The sequence below is a fragment of the Glycomyces tritici genome, assembly GCF_030403505.1.
The window spans coordinates 137,414-162,863 of record NZ_JAUEMJ010000004.1 but is presented as its reverse complement, the minus strand read 5'-3'; the positions used below and the strand labels follow the sequence as shown (position 1 = coordinate 162,863).

Annotated in this window: 26 protein-coding genes and 1 tRNA gene; 10 read left to right on the top strand and 17 right to left on the bottom strand. The window is 68.5% G+C overall.

Annotation, left to right across the window (positions count from 1 at the left end; all coding sequences use genetic code 11):
- Nucleotides 1-27 precede the first annotated feature (27 nt).
- A complete protein-coding gene (locus QWI33_RS14790) occupies nucleotides 28-2,400 on the bottom strand; it encodes a ribonucleoside-diphosphate reductase subunit alpha (protein ID WP_289957918.1) in 2,373 nt (790 codons plus the stop codon).
- 366 nt (nucleotides 2,401-2,766) lie between these two features.
- On the opposite strand from QWI33_RS14790, the gene QWI33_RS14785 reads away from it, so the two are divergent.
- Nucleotides 2,767-2,839: transfer RNA gene (locus tag QWI33_RS14785), tRNA-Arg, on the top strand.
- Between the two features lie 139 nt (nucleotides 2,840-2,978).
- Here QWI33_RS14785 and QWI33_RS14780 read toward each other — a convergent pair.
- From QWI33_RS14780 to QWI33_RS14730, 11 genes are all read right to left on the bottom strand, one after another.
- Complete coding sequence (locus tag QWI33_RS14780) at nucleotides 2,979-3,212, bottom strand: DUF2188 domain-containing protein (RefSeq protein WP_289957917.1); 234 nt, start codon at nucleotides 3,210-3,212, stop codon at nucleotides 2,979-2,981.
- Nucleotides 3,213-3,394: 182 nt separating this feature from the next.
- Entirely contained in the window at nucleotides 3,395-4,594 is a 1,200-nt protein-coding gene (locus QWI33_RS14775; RefSeq protein ID WP_289957916.1) for a site-specific integrase, read from the bottom strand.
- Nucleotides 4,582-4,833, bottom strand: a complete 252-nt coding sequence (locus QWI33_RS14770) for a helix-turn-helix domain-containing protein (protein ID WP_289957915.1) — start codon at nucleotides 4,831-4,833, stop codon at nucleotides 4,582-4,584. Before QWI33_RS14770 ends, QWI33_RS14775 begins: the two co-directional genes overlap by 13 nt.
- Nucleotides 4,834-4,888: 55 nt before the next feature.
- Nucleotides 4,889-6,808 carry a DUF3987 domain-containing protein gene (locus QWI33_RS14765; protein WP_289957914.1) on the bottom strand — a complete coding sequence of 640 codons (1,920 nt, stop codon included), beginning with the start codon at nucleotides 6,806-6,808 and terminating at the stop codon, nucleotides 4,889-4,891.
- Nucleotides 6,809-6,869: 61 nt separating this feature from the next.
- A complete protein-coding gene (locus tag QWI33_RS14760) occupies nucleotides 6,870-7,310 on the bottom strand; it encodes a phosphatase domain-containing protein (protein WP_289957913.1) in 441 nt (146 codons plus the stop codon).
- 36 nt (nucleotides 7,311-7,346) lie between these two features.
- Complete coding sequence (locus QWI33_RS14755) at nucleotides 7,347-7,562, bottom strand: hypothetical protein (RefSeq protein WP_289957912.1); 216 nt, start codon at nucleotides 7,560-7,562, stop codon at nucleotides 7,347-7,349.
- Between the two features lie 132 nt (nucleotides 7,563-7,694).
- Nucleotides 7,695-9,827, bottom strand: a complete 2,133-nt coding sequence (locus QWI33_RS14750; RefSeq protein WP_289957911.1) for an FtsK/SpoIIIE domain-containing protein — start codon at nucleotides 9,825-9,827, stop codon at nucleotides 7,695-7,697.
- A gap of 81 nt (nucleotides 9,828-9,908) precedes the next feature.
- A complete protein-coding gene (locus tag QWI33_RS14745; RefSeq protein WP_289957910.1) occupies nucleotides 9,909-10,745 on the bottom strand; it encodes a hypothetical protein in 837 nt (278 codons plus the stop codon).
- A gap of 13 nt (nucleotides 10,746-10,758) precedes the next feature.
- Complete coding sequence (locus QWI33_RS14740) at nucleotides 10,759-10,977, bottom strand: hypothetical protein (RefSeq protein ID WP_289957909.1); 219 nt, start codon at nucleotides 10,975-10,977, stop codon at nucleotides 10,759-10,761.
- A gap of 115 nt (nucleotides 10,978-11,092) precedes the next feature.
- The gene (locus QWI33_RS14735) at nucleotides 11,093-11,251 is read right to left on the bottom strand and encodes a hypothetical protein (protein WP_289957908.1); all 159 of its coding nucleotides are present in this window, start codon (nucleotides 11,249-11,251) and stop codon (nucleotides 11,093-11,095) included.
- Nucleotides 11,252-11,344: 93 nt separating this feature from the next.
- Nucleotides 11,345-12,004 carry an NUDIX hydrolase gene (locus QWI33_RS14730; protein WP_289957907.1) on the bottom strand — a complete coding sequence of 220 codons (660 nt, stop codon included), beginning with the start codon at nucleotides 12,002-12,004 and terminating at the stop codon, nucleotides 11,345-11,347.
- A gap of 127 nt (nucleotides 12,005-12,131) precedes the next feature.
- Between QWI33_RS14730 and QWI33_RS14725 the strand changes: the two genes are divergently transcribed.
- Entirely contained in the window at nucleotides 12,132-13,013 is an 882-nt protein-coding gene (locus QWI33_RS14725) for a winged helix-turn-helix domain-containing protein (protein WP_289957906.1), read from the top strand.
- Complete coding sequence (locus QWI33_RS14720; protein WP_289957905.1) at nucleotides 13,010-13,666, top strand: HAD family hydrolase; 657 nt, start codon at nucleotides 13,010-13,012, stop codon at nucleotides 13,664-13,666. Before QWI33_RS14725 ends, QWI33_RS14720 begins: the two co-directional genes overlap by 4 nt.
- Nucleotides 13,667-13,951: 285 nt before the next feature.
- Here QWI33_RS14720 and QWI33_RS14715 read toward each other — a convergent pair whose 3' ends face one another.
- Nucleotides 13,952-14,275, bottom strand: coding sequence for a hypothetical protein (locus tag QWI33_RS14715; RefSeq protein ID WP_289957904.1), 324 nt, complete (start codon nucleotides 14,273-14,275; stop codon nucleotides 13,952-13,954).
- A 162-nt stretch (nucleotides 14,276-14,437) separates the two neighbouring features.
- Between QWI33_RS14715 and QWI33_RS14710 the strand changes: the two genes are divergently transcribed.
- A complete protein-coding gene (locus tag QWI33_RS14710; RefSeq protein WP_289957903.1) occupies nucleotides 14,438-14,698 on the top strand; it encodes a GntR family transcriptional regulator in 261 nt (86 codons plus the stop codon).
- A gap of 52 nt (nucleotides 14,699-14,750) precedes the next feature.
- Nucleotides 14,751-15,596: a hypothetical protein gene (locus tag QWI33_RS14705; protein WP_289957902.1), complete on the top strand. Its 846-nt coding sequence runs from the start codon at nucleotides 14,751-14,753 to the stop codon at nucleotides 15,594-15,596.
- Between the two features lie 181 nt (nucleotides 15,597-15,777).
- On the opposite strand, the gene QWI33_RS14700 is transcribed toward QWI33_RS14705, so the two are convergent.
- The 4 genes from QWI33_RS14700 to QWI33_RS14685 form a co-directional block, all read right to left on the bottom strand.
- Nucleotides 15,778-17,316: a pentapeptide repeat-containing protein gene (locus QWI33_RS14700; protein ID WP_289957901.1), complete on the bottom strand. Its 1,539-nt coding sequence runs from the start codon at nucleotides 17,314-17,316 to the stop codon at nucleotides 15,778-15,780.
- Nucleotides 17,317-17,833: 517 nt separating this feature from the next.
- The gene (locus QWI33_RS14695) at nucleotides 17,834-19,153 is read right to left on the bottom strand and encodes an RICIN domain-containing protein (RefSeq protein WP_289957900.1); all 1,320 of its coding nucleotides are present in this window, start codon (nucleotides 19,151-19,153) and stop codon (nucleotides 17,834-17,836) included.
- Nucleotides 19,154-19,327: 174 nt separating this feature from the next.
- Nucleotides 19,328-19,567 (bottom strand): hypothetical protein, encoded by a 240-nt coding sequence (locus QWI33_RS14690; RefSeq protein ID WP_289957899.1) that lies wholly within the window; start codon nucleotides 19,565-19,567, stop codon nucleotides 19,328-19,330.
- A gap of 47 nt (nucleotides 19,568-19,614) precedes the next feature.
- Nucleotides 19,615-19,932 carry a DUF3817 domain-containing protein gene (locus QWI33_RS14685; protein ID WP_270116107.1) on the bottom strand — a complete coding sequence of 106 codons (318 nt, stop codon included), beginning with the start codon at nucleotides 19,930-19,932 and terminating at the stop codon, nucleotides 19,615-19,617.
- 207 nt (nucleotides 19,933-20,139) lie between these two features.
- On the opposite strand from QWI33_RS14685, the gene QWI33_RS14680 reads away from it, so the two are divergent.
- The 5 genes from QWI33_RS14680 to QWI33_RS14660 all read left to right on the top strand — a co-directional run bounded on the left by QWI33_RS14680 (nucleotide 20,140) and on the right by QWI33_RS14660 (nucleotide 25,384).
- Nucleotides 20,140-20,796 (top strand): LppX_LprAFG lipoprotein, encoded by a 657-nt coding sequence (locus QWI33_RS14680; protein ID WP_289957898.1) that lies wholly within the window; start codon nucleotides 20,140-20,142, stop codon nucleotides 20,794-20,796.
- Nucleotide 20,797: 1 nt separating this feature from the next.
- On the top strand, nucleotides 20,798-22,288 hold the full coding sequence (locus QWI33_RS14675; RefSeq protein WP_289957897.1) for an MFS transporter: 1,491 nt from the start codon (nucleotides 20,798-20,800) through the stop codon (nucleotides 22,286-22,288).
- 10 nt (nucleotides 22,289-22,298) lie between these two features.
- Nucleotides 22,299-22,589 (top strand): GNAT family N-acetyltransferase, encoded by a 291-nt coding sequence (locus tag QWI33_RS14670; RefSeq protein WP_289957896.1) that lies wholly within the window; start codon nucleotides 22,299-22,301, stop codon nucleotides 22,587-22,589.
- A gap of 142 nt (nucleotides 22,590-22,731) precedes the next feature.
- On the top strand, nucleotides 22,732-23,238 hold the full coding sequence (locus QWI33_RS14665) for a histidine phosphatase family protein (protein ID WP_289957895.1): 507 nt from the start codon (nucleotides 22,732-22,734) through the stop codon (nucleotides 23,236-23,238).
- A gap of 91 nt (nucleotides 23,239-23,329) precedes the next feature.
- Nucleotides 23,330-25,384 (top strand): HelD family protein, encoded by a 2,055-nt coding sequence (locus QWI33_RS14660; protein WP_289957894.1) that lies wholly within the window; start codon nucleotides 23,330-23,332, stop codon nucleotides 25,382-25,384.
- Nucleotides 25,385-25,450 lie beyond the last annotated feature (66 nt).

Here is a 25,450-nt window from a genome sequence, read left to right as displayed (position 1 = left end):
GACTGGTCGTGCGAGCCGGTCGGCCCTTTACTGGCAGGCCTCGCAGCTCTCCGGGTTCTCCAGGGAGCACGCGATGTCGGCCGGGATGACCTCGAGCTCGGTCGGCTTCTCGCTCTCGGCGGCGGGCGCGCTGACCGTGGTCTGGTTGATGCGCGTGGCCGGGCGGCTGCGCAGGTAGTACGTGGTCTTCAGGCCCGACTTCCAGGCGTACCGGTACATCGAGGAGAGCTTGCCGATGGTCGGCGCGGCCTGGAACAGGTTGAGCGACTGGGCCTGGTCGATGAACGGCGTGCGGGCCGCGGCCAGGTCGATGAGCGCGCGCTGCGGGAGCTCCCAGGCGGTGCGGTACCGCTCCTGGAGGTCCGCCGGGATCTCGGCGATGCCCTGCACGGAGCCTTCGGCGACGATGATCGCCTGGCGCACCTTCTCGCTCCAGATCCCGCGCTCCTTGAGCTCGGTGATCAGGTGGCGGTTGACCTGCAGGAACTCGCCCGAGAGGGTCTCGCGCTTGAAGACGTTCGAGACGACGGGCTCGATGCACTCGGCGCAGCCGGCGATCGAGGCGATCGTCGCGGTCGGCGCGATCGCGATCATCAGCGAGTTGCGCAGGCCGTGCTTGCCGATCTCGGCGCGCACGGCGTCCCAGCGCCCGCCCAGGGTCAGCCGGGCGTCCGCGTAGTGGTCGATGTGGAGCACGCCGTCGTGGGCGCGGGTCTCGTCGAAGTTCGGGTGCGCGCCGAGTTCGGCGGCGAGCTTCGCGGAGGTCTCGTACGCCACGATGGCGATGCGCTCGGCGATCGCGGTCGAGAGCGCCAGCGCCTCCTCGGAGTCGAACGCGAGCTTCAGCTTGAAGAACACGTCGGCCAGGCCCATGCAGCCCAGGCCGATCGGGCGCCACTTGCGGTTGGCCTTCTCGGCCTCCGCGGTCGGGTAGAAGCCGAGGTCGATGGTGCGGTCGAGGAACTTGACCGCGGTGCGCACGGTCTCCTCGAGCCGCTCGAAGTCGAAGCCCTCGGCGGTGGTGTGCTCGGAGAGGTTCACCGATCCGAGGTTGCACACGGCCGTCTCGGAGTCGTTGGTGACCTCGAGGATCTCGGTGCACAGGTTCGAGAGGTGGATGACGTTCTCTTTGCGCGCCGTCTGGTTCGAGGTGCGGTTCGCGGTGTCGGAGAAGGTCATCCAGCCGTTGCCGGTCTGCGCCAGCGTGCGCATCATGCGCCCGTACAGTTCGCGGGCCGAGACGGCCTTCTTGGCCTTGCCCGCGGCCTCGGCGGCCCGGTAGGCCTGGTCGAAGTCGTCGCCCCACAGGTCGACCAGTTCAGGGGTCTCCTTGGGGTCGAACAGGGACCACTGGCCGTCGTCCTCGACCCGGCGCATGAACTCGTCGGGGATCCAGTTGGCGAGGTTCAGGTTGTGGGTGCGGCGCTCGTTGTCGCCGGTGTTGTCGCGAAGCTCCAGGAACTCCTCGATGTCGGCGTGCCAGGAGGCGAGGTAGACGCAGGCGGCGCCCTTGCGGCGCCCGCCCTGGTTCACCGCGGCGACCGAGGAGTCGAGGGTGCGCAGCCACGGCACGATGCCGTTCGAGTGGCCGTTCGTGCCCCGGATCAGCGAGCCGCGCGAGCGCACGCGCGACCAGGCGATTCCGATGCCGCCGGCGTACTTGGAGAGCCGTGCGACCTGGCTGTACCGCTCGTAGATCGAGTCCAGCTCGTCCTTCGGGGAGTCCAGCAGGAAGCAGGAGGAGAGCTGCGCGCGGCGCGTGCCCGAGTTGAAGAGGGTCGGCGACGACGGCAGGTACGAGAGCGTCGACAGCAGGCGGTAGAGTTCGGCGGCCTCCTCGACCGACTGGCTCAGTCCGCATGCGACGCGGAGCATGAAGTACTGGGGGCGCTCGAGCACGGTGCGGTGCTCGGGGTGGCGCAGCAGGTAGCGGTCGTAGACCGTGCGCAGGCCGAAGTACTCGAACCGGTCGTCCGCGGTTTCGTCGATCACGGCGTCCAGGGCCGCGGCGTTCGCGTTCACGAACGCCACCAGGTCGTCCGCGAGCAGGCCGTTCGCGTTGGAGGCCGCGATGGAGGTCGTGAACGAGGTGACGCCCTCGCCCGCGGTCTCGTCCGCGATGTGCTCGGCGAGGAGCCGCGCCGCGAGCTTGGAGTAGGTGGGCTCGGAGGCGACGGTGGCCGAGGTGATCTCGATGGCGCGCTCGCGCAGGGCCGGCACGGTCGCGCCGGGCCACAGGCCCGCCTCGATCTGGGCGATGACCTTCTCGGCGTCCACATAGGGCAGTCCCGCGGCGTGCGCGCGGAGGCGCTCGGCGATGCGGGCGGCGGGACCCTGCTCGGGTTCCCGCTGCTGCGGTGCGGTCGTGGTGGCGGATGGCGTGGTGGCGAGCCCGGTCATCTCTGCATCCCCTCGGAGTCCTGGTGCGATCTGCTGCGGATCGCTCTGGCGGCGCGGCGGCGCCGCCCTCCCCACGCAGTGGGAACGGGAGATGACAGCACCGACCTGACAGAGCAGAATCATACATGTAGTGGTCGGTGCTCGGGGTCGACCCAAGATGTTGCGGTCATCCAGTGTTTTGAACACCGAACCCCCAGCGTGTCAGCTAGGCTCGGAGGTTTCCGCGGGGTCAGCCTAGACCCGCCGTCCGACATTCCTCCCGCGAAACGGCCGCACTCACCCGGGTGTGATCCTCACCGGCCAAACCGCCTGCGACCCCGCCCCCGCCGACTGGTAGCATCGTGGCGGCCTGTTCAGTCAGGCCATGCCTCCGTAGCTCAGTGGATAGAGCACTGGTTTCCGGGACCAGGTGTCGCAGGTTCGAATCCTGCCGGGGGCACAGAATTGCAAGCCAGGTCAGAGCCCGAATTCCTTCCGAACTGGGAGGGATGAATGGCTGGCCAAGGCGGCAATGGAGCCAAAAAGGGGGCCTACGCGAGTTCGCGTAGGCCCCCTTTGGCGTTCCCGTGGGCTGGCTCCTACTTCTTGTCCTTAGGAGGGTTCGGGTCGTTGCCGTAGGAGTTCTTCTGGCTGATCTTCCCGTCCTTGTTCTTGATCACGTGCTCCGCGCCGAGATCTTTCGCCTGCGCCTTGCCCTTGGATACGGCGTCTTTCTTCGTCGCTGCCGTGTTGCTTGCCTTGGTGTTGCCGGTGACCTTGTTCTTCCATTGCCCACCTTCGTGGTAGGTCTCGACGCTCTTTGGCTTCGGCATGGTTGAACTTCCAATCGCTCTGAACTGTTGGCGTGATCCTCGCAGGAGGGCACGACACAATCGATTACTGAGAGTAATACTCTCGTTGCGAGTCGCGGGGAAGTCGTCGAACGGTCAGTGTCTAAAACGGAGCGGATGGGGCCCGCTCGGCTTTTGTACGACCCCACCCAATCCGTTCAGACCTACTCGTCGCTGAAAGCCGCTTCGATCATCTCGGCTCCCTTTGTGATGACTGGCCGGAGCTGGTGGCGGTAAACCTGGCGCGTGGTACGGGTGTCCTTGTGCCCGACCAGGTCGGCGATCATTTCGAGGTCCGCGCCGAGGTCCGACATGATCGACACGAAGGTGTGCCGCGTCTCGCGCGGGCACCACTCGTCCGGGTTGAGCCCAGCGCTCGTAAGAACGGACCGGTAGAACCGCCGGACGTTGCGGGCGAGCTTCACCGTGTTGTTGCGGGTGCCGAACACGTAGCGCGGCTTGGTGCTGTAGCCGTGCTCTGCTCGCCAGGCGAGGTCGCTCTCGCGGTGCTCAAAGAGCGCCGCTACAACCATCTTCGGCAGGGCGATCGTGCGCCTGCTCTTCTGGGTCTTGGTGTCTCCATGCACGCGGACCGAGCGCCACACTTCGACGTGTGGTGGCAGCGTCTCAGTGTGCACCTGATCGCAGGTACACCGCTCGCCCTTGACTGGGTTGAGGTGCGTCCGCTTCCACTCCAGCGGCCGGACTTCTTCGGTGCGGATGCCAGTCATGTTCGACACCACCAGGTAGGCGTGAAACCAGGTTCCCTTGCTGGCCTTGAACACTGCCTTGACCTGCTCGGGGCTCATGGACTTGCTCGGCCGGCCGGGCTTGCCCTCCGGGATCTCCTCGATGAGCGCGGCGACGTTGCGCCCGACCTTGTCGCGGCGCTGCGCGTGCTTGATCGCTCGGTTCAGGACGCTGTGGATCTTCTTGAGCGTGCTGGTCGCATGCGTAGCTGAGTAGTGGATGAGCATGTCGTCAACGTCGTCGGCGGTCAGCTCTTTGAGCTTGACGCCGCCGATTGCCGGGATGATCTGTCCATCGATGACGTAGCGGTCGCGCTTCCGGGTCTCCTCTCCGGCCTTCTGGCCGCGCTTGTGCCAGTCGTTGACGGCGTCTGCGACCGTGTAGGTGGTCGAGGTGTCGAGTCCGGCGTTGAAGTCCTTCAGCTTGTCCCTGAGGGCCTTCTTCGCCTTAGCCTCGGTCTTGCCATATGCCTTGAGACGCTTCCGGCGGCCGGTCCGGGTGCGTCCAACGGACAGCTCGGCGCAGAACGTGTTCTTGGCGGCGTCCCAGTAGACGGTGCCCTCGCCCTTCTCGGCCCGCTTGCGGCCTTCCTGGTTTTCGTTCAATTCGGGCACGGTGCTGCCTCCAGGCCTTCGGCGATGAGCAGGTCGCGGTAGTCCTTCAGCCACTCGGCCGGGATGCGGGTCGCGCGCCCGACCTTGATGGCCTTGAGCCTGCCTTGGGCCATCTCCTCGTAGAGCTTGCTGCGGCCGATCCTGAGGATCTCGCCGCTCTCCCTAACGGTGTAGAACGGCTCCACGTCGAGGTCGGCCCGCCCGGTGTGTGCGTTGACGGCGGCGGTTGTGGGTGTCATGCTGGTGGTTCCTTCCTTCTTGGCGGACGGGAGGACTTGGGCCGGTGACTTGCTGCTAGGCGTGGTCACCGGCCACTCCCATGTCTGGGTGGAGGTCGTAGCGGGGCGAGGCGGGACGCCCGCCCTTGCGGGCGGCACGGGGCCGCTCGCGGAGGTATCCGTGGTCGACCAGGCGGGAGGCGGCGTCGCGGACGGCGGCGGCCGTGCCGAGGGAGCGGCGGCCTCGGACGCCTCGGTACATGTCTCGGACGCTGAGGCCGGGCTTGCCGTGGCGGGTCAGCCAGTCGAGCAGTTCGGCCGCGGGGCCGACTTCGGCGCCCACGCCCATGTAGGACCGGACGCCGAGTGCGTGGTCGGCGAAGTAGTAGCCCAGGATCGTGGCGGCGTCGATCGTGTCGGCTTCGACGGGCGCGGCATGGCCGCTGGTGGGGTAGCGGGCCATGTGGAGCAGGCCCGCGATGCGGACCACGGCACCGGTCCACTTGTTGGCCCAGTTCAGGATCGGCTCCCACTCGCCACCGGGGCCCAGGCGCGGTTCCCGTTCGGCCTCCAGGGCGACCACTCGCGCGCGCGCCTCGGCGGTCAGTTCCAGGACCGTTGCCTCAGAGCGGTGGTGCATGGTGTGGACGAGCCCGGCGACCTTGCGCCCGTAGGTGGCCTTCACCGCGCCCGGGACGGCGGCCGGTGACGGGTTGCGGAACCCCACCCGGGAAGTCGGGAGCGTGAACAGGAACCGCGCCATCAGCCCCCGGTCCTCGAACCCGGGCATCCGCGCGGCCTCGCGCAACACCTCGGGCTGCACGGCGAGGCCGAGCGTCAGCGCGGGAGCGGCCACGTACTCGGCCGGGGCCGACTTGCGGATCACGCGCAGCATGTCCCCGGCGTGGCCCTTGAGGAACACGTCCAAGTCCGGCACGCCGGAGTAGCGGCCCGCGATGGTCGCGAAGATCCCGCCCTCAGCGGACAGGATCGCCAGGCGCCCGTCCTGCTCGGCGAGCAGGGACTTGGCGGCCTCGGGCGTGATGTCGTCGGCGACCAGCTTCGGCTGCAACGGGATACGAACGGCGTCCGCTTCCATCGCGGCCGACTTCGCCCCGTTCGCCGCATCGGGGTCACCGGGGTTCTTGGACGCGACGGCCAGGGCTTGCTCGGCGGCGCGCTTGGCGATCTCGGCTTCGGTGATCGCTTCGATGATGCGGGGCCGGGCGGCCTCGGCTAGTTCGGCCTCGGCTTCCAGGATCGGGCGGACCATCGCCGCGAACACCGACGATTTCCGGTTGCCTGGGGGGAGTGCGCAGCAGGTGAACAGGTTGCACGGTTCGATCCAGTCGGGCCCGGCTTGGACGTGTACCCGGCCCTGCGCGGCCGTCGACAGCGCGGCGAGGGCGATCGAACCGGCGAGGTCGGTCGGTGTCTGGGTGGCCTCGGCCACGGCATCGACCATCGCGCCCAGCCAGTCGGGCAGGCACGCGGCCGGGAACACCGGGAGCGCGCGGGCCTCGGTCAGCGGCACCGGGGCGGGCCATTCTTCGCCCGCTCCTTCGATGCTGTCGAGGAAGGCGCGGGAGCGGGCGAGGACGGCGGCGACGGGTTCGCCGGTCTTGTCGCCGAGCTGGTTGATCTGCGCGGCGGCGACCTTGATGGCGCGGCGCTTGGCGGCGTCGGCGACTTTGCCGGCGTAGTACTCACCGGAGGCGGCGGCCGGGGCGGCGGCCACGAGGTCGTACAGGTAGGGGCCGCCGCCGATCTTCTTGAGATCGCCTTCGGCGTCGAGCCGGAGCGCGACGGCCGTGGCGGCGGTGGGCTCGCCTGTGACGTGTTGGGCGGCGATGGCGTCCCAGATGAGGCCGTGGCGGGGCTCGTCGAACGATCCGGCGTCGACCAGGGCGGCGAGGGCGGGCACGGTGGCGGCGTCGAGCATGGCCGCGCCGAGAACGGCTTGCTCTGCCTGGTGGTTCGGGTTCTTGGGCTTCATGACATTCGGTGTCCTTCCTAGGGGCCGGGGCCGCCGTGCGGCGGCCCCGGTGGTGCGGTGCTTAGAAGTCGCCGGGGGCGACTTGGAGGCAGGTGAGGCCGAGCGCGCGCCAAGCGGCCACGGTCTGGTTGCGGTCGTCGAAGACCCAACGGACGTTGAAGTGCGGTTCGATCCGCTCGCGGTAGATCTCGGTCTTGACCTCGGCATCGCGGCGCTTGTCGCCGATGGCGCGCATGTGGAGGGCGCTGAAGTAGAACGGGAATTGGCGGTGGAGCCAGGTCTCGGTGTCCTCGCGGCACGCCTCGGTGCGACCGGAGACGAACACGATGCGGTAGCCGTTCATCGCCAGGACGGTGACCAGGCGGACGACTTCGACGTTCGGCTGGTCGTCCAGGACGCGCGTCTCGTCGTAGGGATCGCGGTCGCCCATGAGGGCCACGGTCCCGTCGATGTCGGCGATGAGCGCGTTCGGCAGGTAGCCAGCGGGTTCGGTCAGGCTCATGGTGGTGTGCTCCTTCGGGTTGCGGTGGCGGACGGGTTAGCGGGTGCCGTTGCGGTATTCGCGGCGGATGCGGTCGTGGATGCGGCGGCCGAGGCGCACCCGGCGGCCGGAGCCGTCGCAGCGGCGGCAGTAGGTGCCGCCTCGGATGCCGTCGCCTCGGCACCAGATGCACCGGCCGTAGGGGAAGGCCCATAGGCGGAAGGCGTAGGCGGCGGCGAGGCCGAGGGCGATAGCGGCGAGCGGGAGGGTCACGGGAGCCCCTTTCAGCGTGTTTTTGGGTGAGGTCAGGGAGGGGCGCTAGCGGCTAACGCCCTGATCAGGTGATGTGTTGTCCGCTAGCGGGCCCGCTATCGTTAGCGCAGGGCCCGCTAGCGTTAGCGGCCCTTATCGGCCCCCGGATCGGCCCTCGCGGGCCGTGTCGAGGTCGGTTTTGGCGAGGCCGCGCCGGTTGACGACTTCGCCGCCGACACGGCGGCCCACGCCCTTGGTCGATAGGCCGTAGGGCTTGACGGCGGCGGTCAGCGCCTCGGTCTTGGCGGTGTCCTCCAGATCGGCCCACAGCCCGTAGACATCGGGCCGCAGCTCGGCGAGGCGGCCGACCAGGGTCGAGTTCCAGACGTTCGCCTCCCCTGCAGGCCAGACGGCGTGCAGGTCGTCCAAGACGTTGTGCGCGGGCTCCACGGCGACCGTGGTGGCCTGTCCGGCGGCGTGGCCGGTGAGCGTGCCACGTTCGATGCGGAGCGCGCGGGCCCTGGCGGCGATGGCGTCACTCTTGGGCCCGTCGACGAACGCGCCCTTGACGATCAGTGGCTCGTCGGCGGCGCCGACCAGGTAGAACACGCCCCGGTCGCGCTTGGTGAACATGGTGGCGCGGATGCCGTTCTTGTAGGCCGAGGTGCCGAGGATCATGTCGTTCTCGACCTGGCCCATGACCCGCAGGCACGCCCGCGTCCCCACGTTCGCCGAGACACCGGTCGGCAGGGAGTCCTTGTCGGGCCGTTGGGTAGCGAGGATGAGGATGACGCCGAGGGCGCGGCCGAGCTTGACGATCTTCTCGGCCAGCTCGGCGGCCTCCTTCCCGAACTCGGCGTGGCTGAACAGCTCCTGGCACTCATCGATCGCGACCACGAGGGGGTGCAGGCCGAGGACCTTGCGGGACGCCAGTTCGGGCGTGACCTTGTTCTCCGGGCAGATGTCGCGGGGCAGGTCCTTGATGATCCGGGCCCGCTTCTTGCACTCGTTCCGCAAGTCCCGCAACGCAATCAGCGCGGCCTCGATCTCGTCGTCGTCGGCGCCGGACGCGTAGCGGGTGGCGTACTGCTCGGCGAAGGCGAGGTCACCGGTGCCCTTGAGTTCGAAGACCTGGACCTCGGCGCGGGCGTCGAGCCCAGCGGCCAGGACCGGGAGCTTGACCAGGAACGTCTTGCCCATGCCCGGGATCGAACCGACCAGCCAGTTCGTGAACATCAGCTCACCCGTGACCGCCTGGCCGCGCGGGTCGACGCCGAGCGGGAACGGCTGGAACAGGTCGACGGTGCCCGACCGCGCGAGCGGCCAGGTGACGGCCTTGGCATCGGCCAGGTCGGTGTCCCCGACCCAGAGGACCAGGCGGCCCGGGTGCGCGTCGGACTGGCCTTCGGGCCACACGCAGCCCAGGGGCCGGGCGAGGGCGGCGGCGAGCTTGTCGCGCCGGTCGATCACCTCAACGGCAGTGGTCCCGGCGGGCAGGTCAAGGACGGCCCGCCAACCCGCCCCGTCGCGGATGATCGGGTCCACCCAGTGCACGCTCTCCCCGCCCTTGAACATGGCCGACAGGGCAGCGATGCCGATGCGGGACAAGGCTTTCTCGACCATGGGCGAGGTCAGCGGGCGCAGCTTTGCCTTGACCACGGCGCGGGTGACGAGCGGCTTGTCGGCGGGTTTCCCGGCCAGGCCGAGCCCGGCCACGGTCGTACCGAGCGCGCCCCAGGCGATCGGGTCGGGCGTGGCCAGGCCGAGGTACAGGCCCGCGCCGACGAGACCGGCCCCGGCGGTTGCGGTCACCATGCCGCGGAACCGCACCCGGCGGTCGCGGAGCTTGGCGAGCGACTGGTAGGCCTGCCAGTCGTGACCGGCCACCGCATCCGACCTGGCCGGTCGGCCTTCCTGGTCGGAGGCCCAGCGCCAGACCGTACCGATCGCACGGGCCGTACCGACCGGGGCCCAACCCGCAAGGCGCAGGCCGTAGAGCGGTACGCGCACACCGTGGTAGCCACACCGGTACGCCGTCAGGCGTGCCAACCGGGTCAGCTCGGCGGCCAGACCGGACCGCGACAGGACCCATGCCGGGAGGATCGGCGCGCGCCGGTCATCGGTCGGGGCATCCCAGGCCGCGTGCAAAGTCGGGTCGTCCACGAGGACCGTGCCGGCGTCGGCGCGGTCGCCCTCGTCAGGCTCGATCGTCTCGATCTCGAGTGCGGCCTTGTTTGCCTTGAGTTCGGCCTCGCGGGCCTGCCAGTCGAAGTTCTCAATAGTCATTGTCGTTGGCTCCCTTCCAGTTCGGAGCGGTAGCGGTGGGACCGAGCCGAGCAGCTGACCCGGCCCCACCAGAGGAGTTGGCTAGTTGTCTTCCTTGACCAGGTGCGCCAGGGCGGCGCCGAGGCCGAGGACGGCGACAGGGATGCAAGCGACGGCGGCGGTGATGATCGGGTGCGCCGCAGGGACGTTCGCGGCCGACATCAGGTGGTAGGCGATCTGTCCGGCCGCGCCGATGGACAGAGCCGTGAGTGCCGAGATGCGGGCGAACGCGATGGCCTTGGCCCCGGCCCGGCCGGACAGCCAGACGTAGAGGGCGTACGCGGAGTAGGTCTCCATGCCGATCGGGAGCGTGATCGACGTGTCGATCACGAACCCGTCCGCGATGCCCGGGAGCGGGTGCACGGGTCCGAACCCGGCGAGCTGACCCAGGCCCACCCAGCCCGACCAGATAGCGACCGTGGCCGGGAGCATGAGCAGCAGAACGGGCCAGGTCGCCAACCGCTTGCGCGGCTTCGCCTCCGGGACAGAACCGGTCTCGGTAACCGTGTCGGCGTCCGCCTCAGCGACGGGCGCAACCGGGTCTGCGAGGGTCGCGTCCTGCGGGTCCGCCACGACCTCGGCCGCGTCGGCCACGGGCGCGGCCTCGGGTACTTCGGTCTCGGCGGGTCCGGCGAGGACCGCGACGGCGGCGGGTTCGACCGGAACCGGTGCGGTGGTCTCGTCGGTCTCGGGCGGGTTCGGGACGTAGCCGTCCAGTTCGGCCAGGACCGCGTTCGCCTTGGGTGCGCCGATGCGCAGGCGGGCCTTGAGCTGGTTGCGTGAGGGCAGCGAACCCAGTTCGTCAGCCAGGGCCCGGGCCTGCGGCACCAAGTCCTGGACCGGGGCCGGGTAGGCGCTGCGCGTGGTAGTCATCGTCATCAGTGCTCACCCCTTACGAGAGAGAGAAGGTCGGGAAGCCGGGCGCGGTGGTGTCGCCGAGGGCGCGGTCAACGTCGAAGACGACGAACCGCTCCGGCGAGGGACCGGTGAGCGCGTGTTCCAGCTCGGCCAGGTCGCGCTCGATCCGGGGCCACTCGATCTCAATCGCGTCGAGGTCGGCGAACGTGGGCTCCTTGTCGAACCAGTCCGGTGTGGCAATTGCGGTGGTCATGGTGTGCCTCCCCAGGCGGTGTCTTGGCGGACGGGATTGGCTTGGCTCTTCAGCGGGGAGGGAGCCACCCTCACCCGGACAGCACGGGCCCCGCAGGGCCCGGCCGTTTCGCCGGTCAGTCCTCGCCGAACTGGCAGTTGCGCGCTCGCTCCAGCCGTTGCCGCTCGATCTCGCGCGTAGCGGCCTTGTTGGCCTCCTTGCGGTCGCTCGCGTACCGCTTCCACTCCCGGTCGGAGTTGTCGCGCGGCGGCTCGATGGCCTTGAAAAAACCCATGTCGGTGTCCTCTCCTCTGGCTGGCTCGTCAGCGGGCCGGGAGCCACCCGGGCCCGGACGCGGGCCCCGCTGCGCGGGGCCGCGTTTCGCCACTCAGGCGTGGGCAAGTTCCAGGAGGTCGTGGAGCATCTGGGCGTGGGCGGCGAAGACGCGTCCGCCTCGGGAGCGCACGGCGGCCTCCAGCTGGGCGTAGGAGCCTGCGGGCAGCCACAGGGCCCGGCGGGCGTCGTCGGTGCCGACGACGGCGGGCGGGGTGGCCATGTGGAGGTGGGCGATGCCGGGGATGGTGACCATCCAGGCGTGGCGGCCCGCGCGGGGGTCGGTGACGTACCGGGCGTGCTGCATCGCGAACGCCGAGGGGGAGAGCGCGAGGCCGGTTTCCTCGGTCAGCTCGCGGGAGACGGCGTCGAGCGGGGTCTCGTCGGCGTCGAGGCATCCGCCGGGGAGGGCGTAGCCGTGGTTGTCGTCGCGTTCGATCATCAGGAGTTCGCGGAATCCGGCGGCGTCGGTGTTGAACACGATCGCGTCGGCCGCGACTGCTTCGCCCCAGTGCCACAGCTCGCCCCGGCCCTCGGGGAGGTAGGGCTCCAGGGGGTTGAGGGGGAGGCCGGAGGCGTCGAGGTCGAAGCCGACCACGGCGCGGGACTGGCGCAGGGGCCAGTCGATCGAGCGCGGGTCGGTGGCGTCGGGACCATTTTGGACGGTGACGTTGAACATGAGAACTCCAGTGGTGCCTTGGCGGACGGAGGACATCAGGAGATGTCCTGTACAACCTGGCTAGCCAGGTTGGTTATCCATCACCATACGGAGCTTGGCTAGCCATGTCAACCACTTGGGTCAGAAATTTCCATCCTGGCTAGCCAGGTGTTAGCCTGGGGGCATGGATGACTACACAGACGAGTACGACTTCCTGGGGAAACTCGATCCAGACAGCTCCGACAGCTCGTCAATTCAGATCGCAAATCGGCTCAAGGCCGCAATCCTCACGGGCAAGTTCGCCCCCGGCGAGACACTGCCCTCCAACCAAAAGCTTCAGAACCGCTTCGGGGTCGCGCGCGAAACCGTCAAGAGCGCGTTCAAGATCCTCACCGACCGGGAAAAGCTCGTCGTCACCCAGCAGGGCAGGTTGCCGAGGGTGCGAGTCAAGACCCACCGAACCGTCGAGCTCAGGCCTCACGTCGAATCGCTCTTCAAGGACGATCACGTCGCGATCGACTTCGCGGGGTTCTCCGGTGAAACGCTCAAGGGCGTTGTGCTCGAACCGCTCGACCGCATCCGGATGGGGGAGCTGACGCCTCAGGACATCAAGCTCCGGATCATGGTGTCCGACATGCGAATGCCGATGTCGCTCCCGACTCCCGTCGACCCGTCTCAGGACGCAAAGAGCGTCACCGAGCGGATGGCTCGTATCACCGACCGCGCGCTCGAAACCATCGTGAACGACGTGCGCGAGCTGGAAGAACTCGGCCTGATCAAGACGGGATCGGTCGAAGTTCGGATGCACGGCATCTCGCCGGTCTTCAAGCTCTTCATCCTCAACGACGCCGAGGTGTTCTTCGGCTTCTACCCGATCGTCCAACACTCGGTGCCTATCAACGGCGATCGAGTCGAGATCTTCGACCCGATGGGCAAGGACGCCAGCCTGTTCCACTTCTCCAGCACCGGTGAGGACGCTGAACAGGGCGAGATGTTCGTGAGCGCCGCCCGGACCTGGTTCGATTCGCTGTGGGACACCGTCGCGACTACACGGGACATCGGATGAAGCTCGACTTCCAAGAAGCCCTCGCGGGCAAGTCGCTGCTACTGCTCGACTTCGACGGGCCCGTGTGCAGCGTCTTCGCCGGGTATCCCGCCTCGCAGATCGCTGCTGAACTCGTAGAGTCGCTTCGGGAGCTCGCCCCGCAGCTTGCCGACGAACTCAAGGACGAGCAAGACCCGATGGAGGTACTGCGCGGCGCCGCCGGTGCACTGCCTCGCGCTCAAGTCGACAGCATCGACGAGCAACTAAGCCTTGCGGAGCGCTCGGCCGTCGAGAGTGCGGAGCCGACTCCGGGCATGACTGACCTGATCGCCACGGCGGTCACGGCTGGCCTCGCGGTCGCGATCGTGAGCAACAACAGCGCGGAGGCAATCGCCAAATACCTCGAGCAACGCGGCCTCGATGAGGTCATCACGGTCGTCATCGGGAGACCGTTCGGGCTCCCCGAGCGGATGAAGCCGGACCCACACCTCCTGAGCGAAGCGCTGAAGGCGACGGGCACCGACGCGCGGCAGGCCTGCTTCATCGGCGATTCCGTGACTGATGTCGAGGCTGGGAAAAGCGCCGGCGTCATGACGGTCGGCTACGCAAACAAGAAGGGGAAGGCGCAGCGCCTCCAGGATGCGGGCGCTTCGCTCGTCGTCGAGTCATTCTGACCCCCTGGCCAAAATGGCCAATATGGCCAAAACTCCGGAATCACGCGTCTGACCAGGGAATTCATTTGAATCCTGGACATGGCCAAAACTCGGCCAAAACTCAAGAGCACATGGCCAAAAGTCCCGGCGCGAGACCGCGCCGGGACTTTTGGCCATGTCGGGAGGAGTATTGGCCGAGTTTTGGCCATGTCACGACACAGGGCGTTTCCGCAGGTCACTGTGCCTATCCGGGACTTTTGGCCATATTGGCCATTTTGGCCAGGGGTCCGCGCGCCTGGCTGCGGTTCAGTCGCCTGCGAGGAAGCGTTGCACCCGTTCGCGCTGTAGGTCGCGCCAGGCGCGGGAGCGGTCGGCGGCGGTGCCGCGCCAGACGATGCCCTTGAGCTGATCGCCGCTCCAGTAGAGCGTGCAGGCATTCTCCTCGGGAAGGGGGCGCCGGGCGGCCAGCACCAGGCACCCGTCCCGGCGGGAACGGTCGAGGTAAAGGCTCACGACCTCGGTGCGGTCGTCCCACGTGTGGAACCAGTTCATTCGCTCGGGCACGATGGCCGGTAGCGGCTCTGCACCGAGGTCTTCCGTTGCGCCATGGTTGGTAGATAGGCTGTCCATGTCTCTCCCCTTCGACGGGTGAGGCCACACCCTGGGGCCGGTGCAAGGCGGCCGCCAGGGTCTTCCTTTATCCAGGATAGGCCACCTGACTAGGCATGTCTACAGACGTCTAGGGATGTCGATCCTGGTAGATGGGGTTGCGTTCCGGTCTAGCGTCAGCGTATGGACGCAGACGCAGTGATCGACCATGAAGCGCCGACGCCCGTGTACGCGCAATTGGCCGCGATCCTGCGCGCCCGCATCGAGCGCGGCGACTGGCAGCCGGGCCGTCGCATAATGTCCGAGGCACAGTTGGTCCAGGCCTACGGACTCGCCCGCGAGACCACCCGGAAGGCCGTCCGCGTCCTGATTGAAGAGGGTGTTCTGTTCACAGTGCCGGGACGTGGCACCTTCGTTACGGATGACGGAGAGACGGCCGAGTAATTTCGGTCCTCAGGATGAGCGACGCTCAACAGTCACCACTACTCTGACCTTCGTGAGCAACGAAGCGTGGACCCCCGTAGTGCCCACTGGCCGCGAGGAGGCACTCACCGAAGAGTTCCCCAGCTACCTGCGGGAGGCAATCTTCCGGTGGTTCCAAAGTGTTCTCGGAGCGGAGAGCGGCTACGTCTACTCCCACAAGTTTGTGGACTTCCAGAACACAGCACGCACCGACATCGGCTTCCTTGCCGATACTCACCTCAGCTGGAGAAACACAGTACTGCCGCACCTCCGCAAGCTCGGCACCGCAGAATTCACAAACCTCACCGGCTATCTTGCCAGCATCTCGCACTTCAATACGTATTCAGCGCATCCTCTTGAAGGCATCCTCAACGATGGCGGCTCAGCCTGGACAGTGATCCGCTGGAACGACAACCGCGCGCGGCTCACCAAGCGCGTGCCGGATGGTGTCCTCAATGTGGTGCAGGGAGCACTCGACGCCACCGATGCGGCATCCCTGAAGCTCCAGGAGGCGTGGCTCGACGCGTACGGCACCAATCCCCGCGCATCAGTGGCCTACAGCCATGCAGTCGTGGCCGTGGAAACCGCTGCGCTGTCGGTGATCCAACCAAAGGCGGCCGAGCCCACCCTCGCCGACCTGTTCTCGATCTTGGAGGCCGAGACACCCAAGTGGAAGCTCCTCCTCAGGGACAGCACCAAGGCTCCTGGGGCTAAGAGCCTCGCGGTCATGCTCCGGACCCTCTGGAGAGGCCACGAAAGCAGGCACGGACGACCCGACTACGCAGACGCAAGCCTTGAAGAGGCACGGGCCGCAGTGATCCTCGCAGCCACACTCGTGCAGTGGTTCACCTCGGGTGTCGTCAAACCCGTAGAGAAGTGAGTTCCTGGAACGTCAGGTGTCGAGCAGAAGCCGAAATGCTCGAAAATCGACCCGCTGAGAGGCGCTGAGCCAAAACCGGTCTTACCCGAGGTAGGGACCTGTCTCTTACGGTCCGCAGGGACGCTCTCAGCCGGTCACGTTTCCGCAGGTAGCGGGCTGTTTTGCTTTAAATGTGCCGGACTCAGTCCGGAGCTGTTCGCCGGTGGATGAGATGCCCCCATTCCGGCGCGGTCAGGGTCGGTTCCAAGCCCCAGCCCCCGGGCAGCTGGTGCTTGAATTCAGTACGCAGGCGAACCTCTTGCGCTTGAAGCAGACCGACCATTCTCAAATTGGGCGCGTAGAGAATCCCCTGAATCTCCATTCCTCTGAACGCGGCGGGGCCGATGAAGGTCGCATTTGTGAATCGCGCGAGGCTGGAGAAGGTCGTGCCCTTGAACTGCGCGAGATCGTTGAAGGTCGCGCTCTGGAATCGCGCGGCGCTTTTGAAGGTCGCGCCCTGGAATCGCGCAGCGCTGTTGAAGGTCACGCCCTGAAACCACGTGGTGCCGGTGAAGGTCGCCTTTTCGAAATTCGCGGTGCCGTTGAACGTCGCCTTGGTGAGCCGCACAGTGCGGGTGAACGTTGCGTTGGCAAGCACCGCAATACTGGTGAAGGTCGCCTTATCGAACCACGCGGGGCTGTTGAAGGTCGCGCCCTTGAACTGAGCGGTGCCGTTGAAGGTCACGCTCGAGAACCGCACATTGCGGGTGAAGGTCGCGTCCAAGAATCCCGCAGTGCCGGTGAAGGTCGCGTTTGTGAATTGCGCAGGGCCGGTGAAGGTCGCCTTTTCGAACTTTGCGGCGCCGTTAAAGGTCGCATTGGTGAAGTCGGCTCGTGTCAGTTGGCAATCATCGAAGTGCAAGTCGTCAAGGTGGGCGTTGCGTAGGTTCAGCCGGGAGTGATCCCAGTAAAGGTCTTGACTGTCGGGTTTGAGATGGCGTTGTAGGACTTCCTGGGCGATGAGACGGACTTCGCGCTCGGTCTCATCGCTGTCGGGCTCGGCGGGTGCGGGTCCTATGGGATCAAACAGTGGCGACGGGAGCGGACGCTTATTCCTGGATGCCGGTGGCGTGTAGGGGAGACGGAGATAGGAACAGATCTCGTCAAGGACGACCTGACGGAGTTCGCCATGTAGCTGGCCGATGCGTTCGAGGTTGTGGAGGCCGCCGATGCGCACGGCGGGGTTGGTGGAGCCGAGCTGTTCGACCGCGCGGATGCGGGCGTCGGTAATCCGGCGTTGCTCAGCGTCTTCTTTCTCGTCGGCGGCTTTCTGCTCAAGATGCTCCTGTCGACGGAGGGCGTCTAGCTCGAGATGTTCTTGCCGGCGGCGGGCGTCGGCTTCGGCTGTGGCGGTGGTTTTCTCGTGGTGGTGCTGGCGGCGCAAGGCAAGGATGAGGGCGGCGATCGCAGCGGCTCCTGCGCCGGTGGCGAGGGTGTTGCGGCGGGCGTCGGCGCGCAGGCGCGCAAGCTCCAGTTCTGCGGATGCATTCTGGCTTGCGGCCTCAGCCGTGCTGAGACCTGAGTCGGTGGGCGGGTTATCGGGGATGGGGGCAGTGAAGAAGAAGTAGGAGCCGACGATCGCGGTGGCGATGAGGAGGCCAGCAATCAGGGCGGTCAAGGCCCATCCGCTGATCCGTCGTTTCGGCGCGGAGGTGTCGAACTGGGATGGCTGCGGGAGCATCAACCCAGGGTAGGAGTTCAGCGGTTCGCTGGAACCGGAAGGTGGACGATGGCAATGCGCGCGCCATCACTTGCATGCCGCCGAATGTAGGCTTGATCGGTCTACGACTTGTGGCTGCACTTTGGAGCCCTCGAGACTTGAGCTCGCACTCGGGGGCGTGGGAAGACGGCCGGGTGTTCATCAGGGTGTGGGTCGCCGCAGCGGGTCCGGTGTACCGCCCATGGAGCTGAGGGCGCCAGGGGGCCAAATGGGGGGCCTATCGACTCGGTCGGCGGCGGACAACCACGGATGCCCCAGACCTGGCCTGTCGCAGGTCAAGGGCGTGGCCGTCGTGACGACCAGGGTCGGAATATCCGCCGGAGTGCGTTCCGGGACCAGGTGTCGCAGGTTCGAATCCTGCCGGGGGCACAGCGAAGAACTGCGTAACTCATGTCGAGTTACGCAGTTCTTTTTTGCTTCCCGCCGGGTGAGGCCCGGCCGCTTCCGCGGCCGGGTGCTCGAATTGCCTTGTCGCGGTTCAGACCGCTTGGCGGGTGAAGCGCTGGTTGGTGCCGCCGTTGGGGGTGTACTGGGAGATGCGGGCGCCGTCGGCGGTGGAGCGTTCGTAGACGTCCATGGCGAGGCCTGATTGGCGGTTGATGATGCTGACGACGTTGTTGCCGTGGTCGGTCAGGCGCCATTGCTGGCTTGCGGCGCCGGTGTCGGCTTGCTGGGTGATGTCGGCGCCGTTCGAGTTGCTCGCGACCTGGAGGACGAGGCCGGAGTGGCCGGCCTTGATCTTGTAGTGGCCTTCGCCGACGTCGATGAACTGGAACTGCTGGTTGGTGCGGCCGGTGCCCGACCATTGGTGGAGCAGCGCTCCCGCACTGGTGGAGACGCCGTTGATGTCGGCGTATTTCCCGCTGTGCTGCGCGACGAGCCGGTAGGTGCCGGGTTCGGTGGGTGTGGTGTCGCCGAGCGCGGCCTCCCAGCGGGTGCCGGAGCCGGAGGCGTCGGCGGGCAGGCGGTCGCGGGCGGCGGTGTCGCCGTAGAGGCTCCAGCGCATCCAGTCGTGCCAGGTCCTCAGGGCGATGCCGCTGGTGGCGGTGTTCCAGCTGGTGCCGCTGTGGTCCGCGCCGAAGAAGGTGAGGAAGCCCTTGGGCGAAGGCAGTTCCGAGTAGGCCTGCCGCGCGGAGGAGTACGCGCAGACCTCGTCACGGTCGCCGTGGATGAACAGGACGTTGGCCTTGACCGTGCCGCCCGGGTTGCCCACGTCCACGCAGGAGATCGGGACCGCCGCCTTGATACGGGTGTCGGGCCAGGCGGTGAGCAGGCCGTGGGTGGTCATGCCGCCCATGGAGTAGCCGGACACGCCGACGCCGGCCGCGGTGTCGATGTGGCCCGCGAGCGGGTCGCTGCCGCTGTTCAGGGCCAGCGTCCGGGTGAGGACTTCCGAGACGTCGCGCGACAGGTTGCCGTTGTAGGCGTCGCCGACGCTGGAGCTGGTGAAGACGGGCGCCGGGACGATGAAGCCGGCCGCGGCCAGCGGGCGGATGTGGTTCAGGGCGCGCTGCGGGCTGGCGCCGGAGCCGTGCGTGTACTCGCAGATGGGGAAGACCCCGTTGGCGACGGGCGCGTTGGTGACCGGGTTGCCGCCGGGGCTGCCGGTCGCGGGGTAGTACACATAGGTCGAGATCTGGCGGGAACCGCGCGACCAGGTGTACTGCCGCACGCCTACCGCGAACGGCGTCGACGGTGCGGTGGCGGCGAGCGCGGACCCGGCGCCGAGGAGGGACGCGCCCACACCGACCGCTCCGGCCGCGCCCAGGCTCAGCAGGGATCGTCGATTCATTGACATGCGGATTCCTTCATGGAGGGTGGGGGCGGTGGCGAAGTGCCGCCCGGCCGAGTTCGGGGAGTGCGACCGCAGCTCTCGAACGGCTTGCGATCGAGTTGCTAAAAACGTTTCCAGCAACGTCGATTATATCGATACATTTCAATGACGTCAAGGGTGGTCGTGTTCGGGTCGGGGTCAGGCGGATTTGCGGACGACCCGTCCGGTGGGGAGCATGCCGGTCGTGGCCTCGGCGCCGTCGACGGCGATCGCGGCATCGTCGAAGCCCGCGAGGGCGATGGCGCCCGTCACCGACAGGCCGCGGGCGATGGCCGCTTCCACAGCGCCAGCGGCGAGCAGGTCCACGCCAGGGCACACCGCGACCGGTGTGCGCCGCCCCTCTTCGTCAGCGGACGGCGCCGCGCTCTCCTGGAGCACGGCCAGCGCCGCCGGGACGACCGCTTCGCATGAGCTCGGGAAGGGACCTAAGCCGGCTGGGCGGTGCGCTCGGCCGCCAGGAACTCGTCCTTCTTCCAGTGGTGGAAGACGAACGGCGCCAGCGGCACCACCGAGCAGACCAGGGCGATGAGGGTGGTGCCGAAGCCCCAGCCGAGGCGGCGGCGGATCAGGAGCGTCCCCAGGACCAGGAGCACGAACAGGGCGCCGTGCAGGGCCCCGAGCGGCATCACCAGGTCGATCTCCGAGATGCGGCTCAAGAGCGAGCCGAACACGAGGAGCAGCACGAACGACCACCCCTCTGCCAGCGTCAGCATGCGGTAGCGGAAGACGGGGTTCGCGAGCACGGCAGGGTGTCCTTTCGACGGCGTTCCACGGGGTGTCACATGGGGTTTCCTGCGGCCGACACTAACACCGGGATCCTCAACGGCCCCTGTGGTCTTCAACGCCCTTGCGGCAGGTCACGCCCGGGGGAGCGGGCAGCGCCCGGCCGCCGCGCGCACCGCGGCGCTCGAGGCCTCCGGCCGGTGTCGGCCACGGCATAGGATCGGCCCATGCGATCGATACCCCTCGTGGTCACCGTCGGACTCGCGCTCGTCGCGGCCGCCGCCTGCTCGGGCGGCGGGGACCTGCCGCCCGCCGACGAGATGCTCCCCGACGCCGCCACCGCCATGCGCGGCGTCGAGACCGTCCGCTTCGACCTCACCGTGGACGGCGACGTCCCCGGCCTCGACATCAAAGCCGCCGACGGCCAGATCACCGCCGACGGCTCCGCGCAGGGCACCGGCACCCTCACCGCCTTCGGCATGGACATCGAAGCCGAGTACGTGATCATCGGCGAAGACGCCTGGGTCAAGGGCCCCACCGGCGGCTTCCAGCAGATCCCCGTCGGCGACGACATGCTCCCCTACGACCCCACCCTCCTCCTCGACCCCGACTCCGGCGTCGCCGCCCTCCTCGAGACCGCCGAATCCGCCGAACCCGAAGACACCGAGGACATCGACGGCACCGACACCTACCGGTACGCCGTCGAGTTCGACCCCGCCGCCTTCGCCGCCCTCATCCCCGCCGAAGGGGACTGGAACACCGCCACCGTCTGGTTCGACCAGGAGACCTCCCGCATCGTCAAAGCCGAGTTCTCCCAAGGGGACGCGACGGTGACACTGCTCCTCTCCGACTACGACGAGCCGGTGACGATTGCGGCGCCCTGACGTGAAGCGCACCGAGTCCGGCCGCCGCCGGCTCGCCATCAGCGCCGCCGGAGCCGCCGTCCTCATCGGCTCGATCGACGCCTACGTCCTGGTCACCGTCCTGGTCGACATGATCGGCGAGTTCGACATCCCCGTCAACCACCTCGAACGCGCCACCCCGCTCGTGACCGGCTACCTCCTCGGCTACACCGCCGGCATGCCCCTCCTCGGCCGCCTCTCCGACCGGCTCGGACGCGCACCCGTCATCCACGCCTGCCTCGCCGCGTTCGCCATCGGCTCCGTCATCAGCGCGACCGCCACCGACCTCTGGCCCCTCGTCGCCGGACGCGCCCTCCAAGGACTCGCCGGCGGCGCCCTCCTGCCGGTCACCATGGCCCTCGCCGCCGACCTCTTCGCCGCCCGGCGGCGACCCGCCGTCCTCGGCTGGGTCGGCGCCGCACAGGAACTCGGCGCCGTCCTCGGCCCCCTCTTCGGCGCCGCCGTCGCCGCCCTCGTCGGATGGCGCGGCATCTTCTGGATCAACGTCCCCCTCGCCGTGCTCGCCGCGCTGGCGATCCACTACGCCCTGCCGAAGACCGAGCGGCGGCCCGGCGCCGGGCGCGTCGACTACCTCGGCGGGCTCCTGCTCGCCACCGCCTTGGGGCTCTTCACGGTCGGGCTCTACAACCCCGACCCCGAGCACGCCGTCCTGCCCTCCTGGGGGCCGCCCACCGTGCTCGCGGGCGTCGCCGTCCTCATCGCCTTCGGGCTCCAGCAGTGGCGCTCCTCCACCCGCCTCCTCGACCCGGCCGGGGTCTCCTGGCGGCCCTTCGCCGCCGGACTCGCCGCGAGCCTCGCCGCCGGGGCCGTCCTCATGGTCACCCTCGTCGACGTGCAGCTCCTCGCCCAGACCCTCCGCGGCCTCGACGCCACGGGCGGCGCGCTGCTCCTGCTCTGGTTCCTCATCGGCCTCCCCGCCGGCGCCCTCCTCGGCGGATTCCTCGCCTCCCGCCTCGGCGAACGCGTCCCCACGGTGACCGGCTTCGCCGCCGCGGCCGCCGCCTACTGGTGGATCGGCACCGCCGTCCCCGACATCGAACCGGGCCTCGCCCTCGCCGGGGCCGCCCTCGGCGTCACGATCGCCCCGCTCTCCTCCGCCGCCCTGCGCACCACCCCCGAGGACAGCCACGGCACGGCCTCCGCCGCGGTCGTCGTCGCCCGCATGATGGGCATGCTCATCGGCGTCGCCGCCCTCACCTCCTGGAGCCTCCACCGCTTCCAGCAGGCCACCGCCGACCTCGACACGCCCCTGCCCTTCGGCGTCCCCGAAGCCGAGTACCTTGCGGCCCAAGCGGAATACCTCAAAGCCTTCAACGCGGCCCTCGCCGCCCAGTACGCCGAGGTCTTCACCGCCGCCGCCGCCATCTGCGCCGCCGCCGCACTCGTCTCGCTGGCTATTCCCGGACGTGTGCGAGACCGCAACTCCTCGCTGACCGGGCCCTTCTCTGGATAGGGTTGGCCACATGGCGGATCTTTCTGTGGTCGAGAATGTCGACGAGCACCGGTACGAGCTGCGCGACGACGAAGGGGCCGTGCTCGGCTACCTCGAATACCTCCCCCGCGAGGACTTCTTCGTGCTGCCCCACACCGAAGTGGACCGCTCCCTGCGCGGCCAGGGCTGGGGCGACCGGCTCGTGCGCCACGCCCTCGACGACCTGCGGACCAAAGGCACCAAGGCCTACCCGACCTGCCCGTTCGTGGACCGCTGGATCCAGCGCCACGACGAGTACGAAGACCTCCGCTACCAGCCCTAGACACCTCTGCCGCGGACTGTTCACCTCCGCTTCAACTTCGGGTTCATCCACAGTTCACTTAGGGATGAAGCATCTTCAATATGCGTCTCCCGGTCGCCGAACCCCGGTCCTCGTCCCGCCTCCGCGCGAACGGGGGCCGCTGATGCTGTCCGCGCTCATCCTCCTGCGCCACGTCGCCCTCCCCGCAGCCGAACCCGCCCCCCTCACCGACGCGCAGTCGCGCCGCGCCTGGGCCCTCGCCGACTTCCTCCAGCTCTACAACCCCACCGCACTCCTCAGCGGCCCCGGCCGCGCCTGCGCCGACACCCTCGCGCCCCTCGCCAGCCGCCTCGACCTCCGCGTCACCGCCACCGACGACCTCAGCGCCGCCGCCCCCACACTCCCCGGCGCCCCCCACACCGCGGTCTGGCTGGCCGCCAAAGCACTCCGCACCCTCCCCGACCCCCGCCGCACCACCGTCGTCTGCGCCGAAGGCATCGTCCTCGCCGCACTCCTCGTCGCCGTCGCCGCCCGCGACGGCCACGACCTCGCCGGCCACGACCTCACCCTCCCGCTCGACGGCCCCGACACCGCCCCGCCCGGCACCGGATGGGTCCTCCACCGCGACGACGGCCGCCTCGTCGACGTCAAACCCCTCGCCGCCCGATAACGCCGTAAATCAATTGCTCCCGCAGGTCAGGAGACAGTAGGCTCGACCGTTCGTCTGCTTCAATCCTGTACAAATCCACCGGGAGACAAGCGTGTCTGCAAGCGAACTCCAAGCCGAACTCGACCACCACGAATACGCCCGCGCCCAGATGAGCGCCATGCGCGACCTCACCGAGGGCATCCACCGCATCTACTCCGGCGACTTCAACGAATCCACCAAGAACCTCGGCCTCGGCGACGTCCGCTCCGACCACCTCTTCGGCTGGGCCATGGCCAACTACACCGTCCCGCGCCTCGCCGACCTCACCGACCGCGACATCGCCCTCTTCTTCGGCCGCATCTGGATGGACGACGGCGAGGACTTCCACATCGGCCGCCGCCACATCCGCGACGAGCACGGCGACCCCGTCGTCCTCGACTGGCGCGCCCCGCTCTCCGAGCAGTACTACCGCGCCTCCGCCCACAACCGCCAAGACGTCGCCAAACGCCGCCGCTTCGGCTTCCAAGGCGCCCGCATCACCGGCTTCGAAGACGAGAACCTCCTCCTCGGCGAAGAAGTCGCCTCCGACATCCTCACCGAGGAGATCGAACGCCCCCGCACCGGCCCGATGCGCGACATCGTCGCCACCATCCAGCCCGAGCAGGACGAGCTCATCCGCCGCGAAGCCGCCGTCAACCTCTGCGTCCAAGGCGCCCCCGGCACCGGCAAGACCGCCGTCGGCCTCCACCGCGCCGCCTGGCTCCTCTACAACTACACCGAGAAGCTCGACAAGGCCGGCGTCCTCGTCGTCGGCCCCAACGAAGGCTTCCTCTCCTACATCTCCGGCGTCCTCCCCACCCTCGGCGAATCCTCCGTCTGGCAGGTCACCGTCCAGCAGCTCACCGGCGCCCACACCGCCCTCGCCGCCGACACCCACGAAGCCGCCCTCGTCAAGCACGACGCCCGCATGGCCCTCGTCTGCGAACGCGCCGTCTGGGGCCGCGTCGGCACCGCCGCAGACGGCGGCGTCACCCCCGACGACGGCCTCCTCATCGCCGACGGCGGCTGGCGCTGGCGCCTCGGCCAGCGCTACCTCGACGAGGCGATCGCCAACGCCCGCAAGCACACCCGCACCTACACCGCCGGGCGCGCGGCGGTGGAGGACGCGATCGTGCAGGGCGCGCGCCGCCAGGCCGAGATCCGCTCGGGCCACTCTCCGGACGGCAAATGGGCCACGAAGCTCAAGCGCACCGAGTCGGTGAAGGCGTTCATGGAGGCGGTGTGGCCGAAGCTCAACACCAAGACGGTGATGAAGCAGCTGTACGGCGACGCGGCCTTCCGCGCCGACGCCACGCGCGGCATCCTCACTGAGGAGGAGGCGGCCCACCTGGCGGGGAAGCCGACGAAGCCGACCCCGGGGGACCTGCTCATCTTCGACGAGATCGAGTCGCACCTGAAGCTCCGCGAGCCTTCGGAGTCCTTCGGCCACATCGTGATCGACGAGGCCCAGGACCTCTCGCCGATGCAGTGCCGGGTGATCGCCCGCCGCTCCGGCAAGGGCTCGGTCACGGTGCTCGGCGACCTCGCCCAGGGCACCACCCCGTGGGCCGCGTCGTCCTGGCAGGACCAGATGCGCCACCTCGGCAAGGAGCAGGTCGAGCACACCGAGCTGACCACCGGCTTCCGCGTCCCGGCGGTCATCATCGCCCTCGCCAACCGGGTCCTGCCGCACCTGGGGGTCGACGTCGCGCCCGCCCGCTCGATCCGCTCCGACGGCTCCCTCGACACGGTGGCGACCGCCGACCTCGAAGCGGGCGTCCGCGAGGCGGTCGACCGGGCGCTCGCGGAGGAGGGCCTCGTCGGCGTCATCGCCGCCGACGACCGGGCCGCCGCGCTGCGGCCCCTGCTGGAGGGCACCGAGCGGGTGGAGCTCGTGGCCGCGAGCCTCGCCAAGGGCCTCGAGTACGACCACGTGGTGGTCGTGGAGCCCGCCGAGATCGTCGCCGCCCCGCCCGTGCCGAACCACGGCCCGCAAGCGTCGCCGGGAGCGGAGGGCGCCGCGGTCGAGGGCATCGGCCTCCGCCACCTCTACGTCGCCCTGACGCGGGCGGTCTCGCGGCTCACCGTCGTCCACTCGCGGGCGCTGCCGCCCGAGATGGAGGCCTGAGACTCCGCCACTACCGGTTGTTTGTCCGAAACTTCCCGAAACCGGCCCTTCCAGGTGTAACGATGA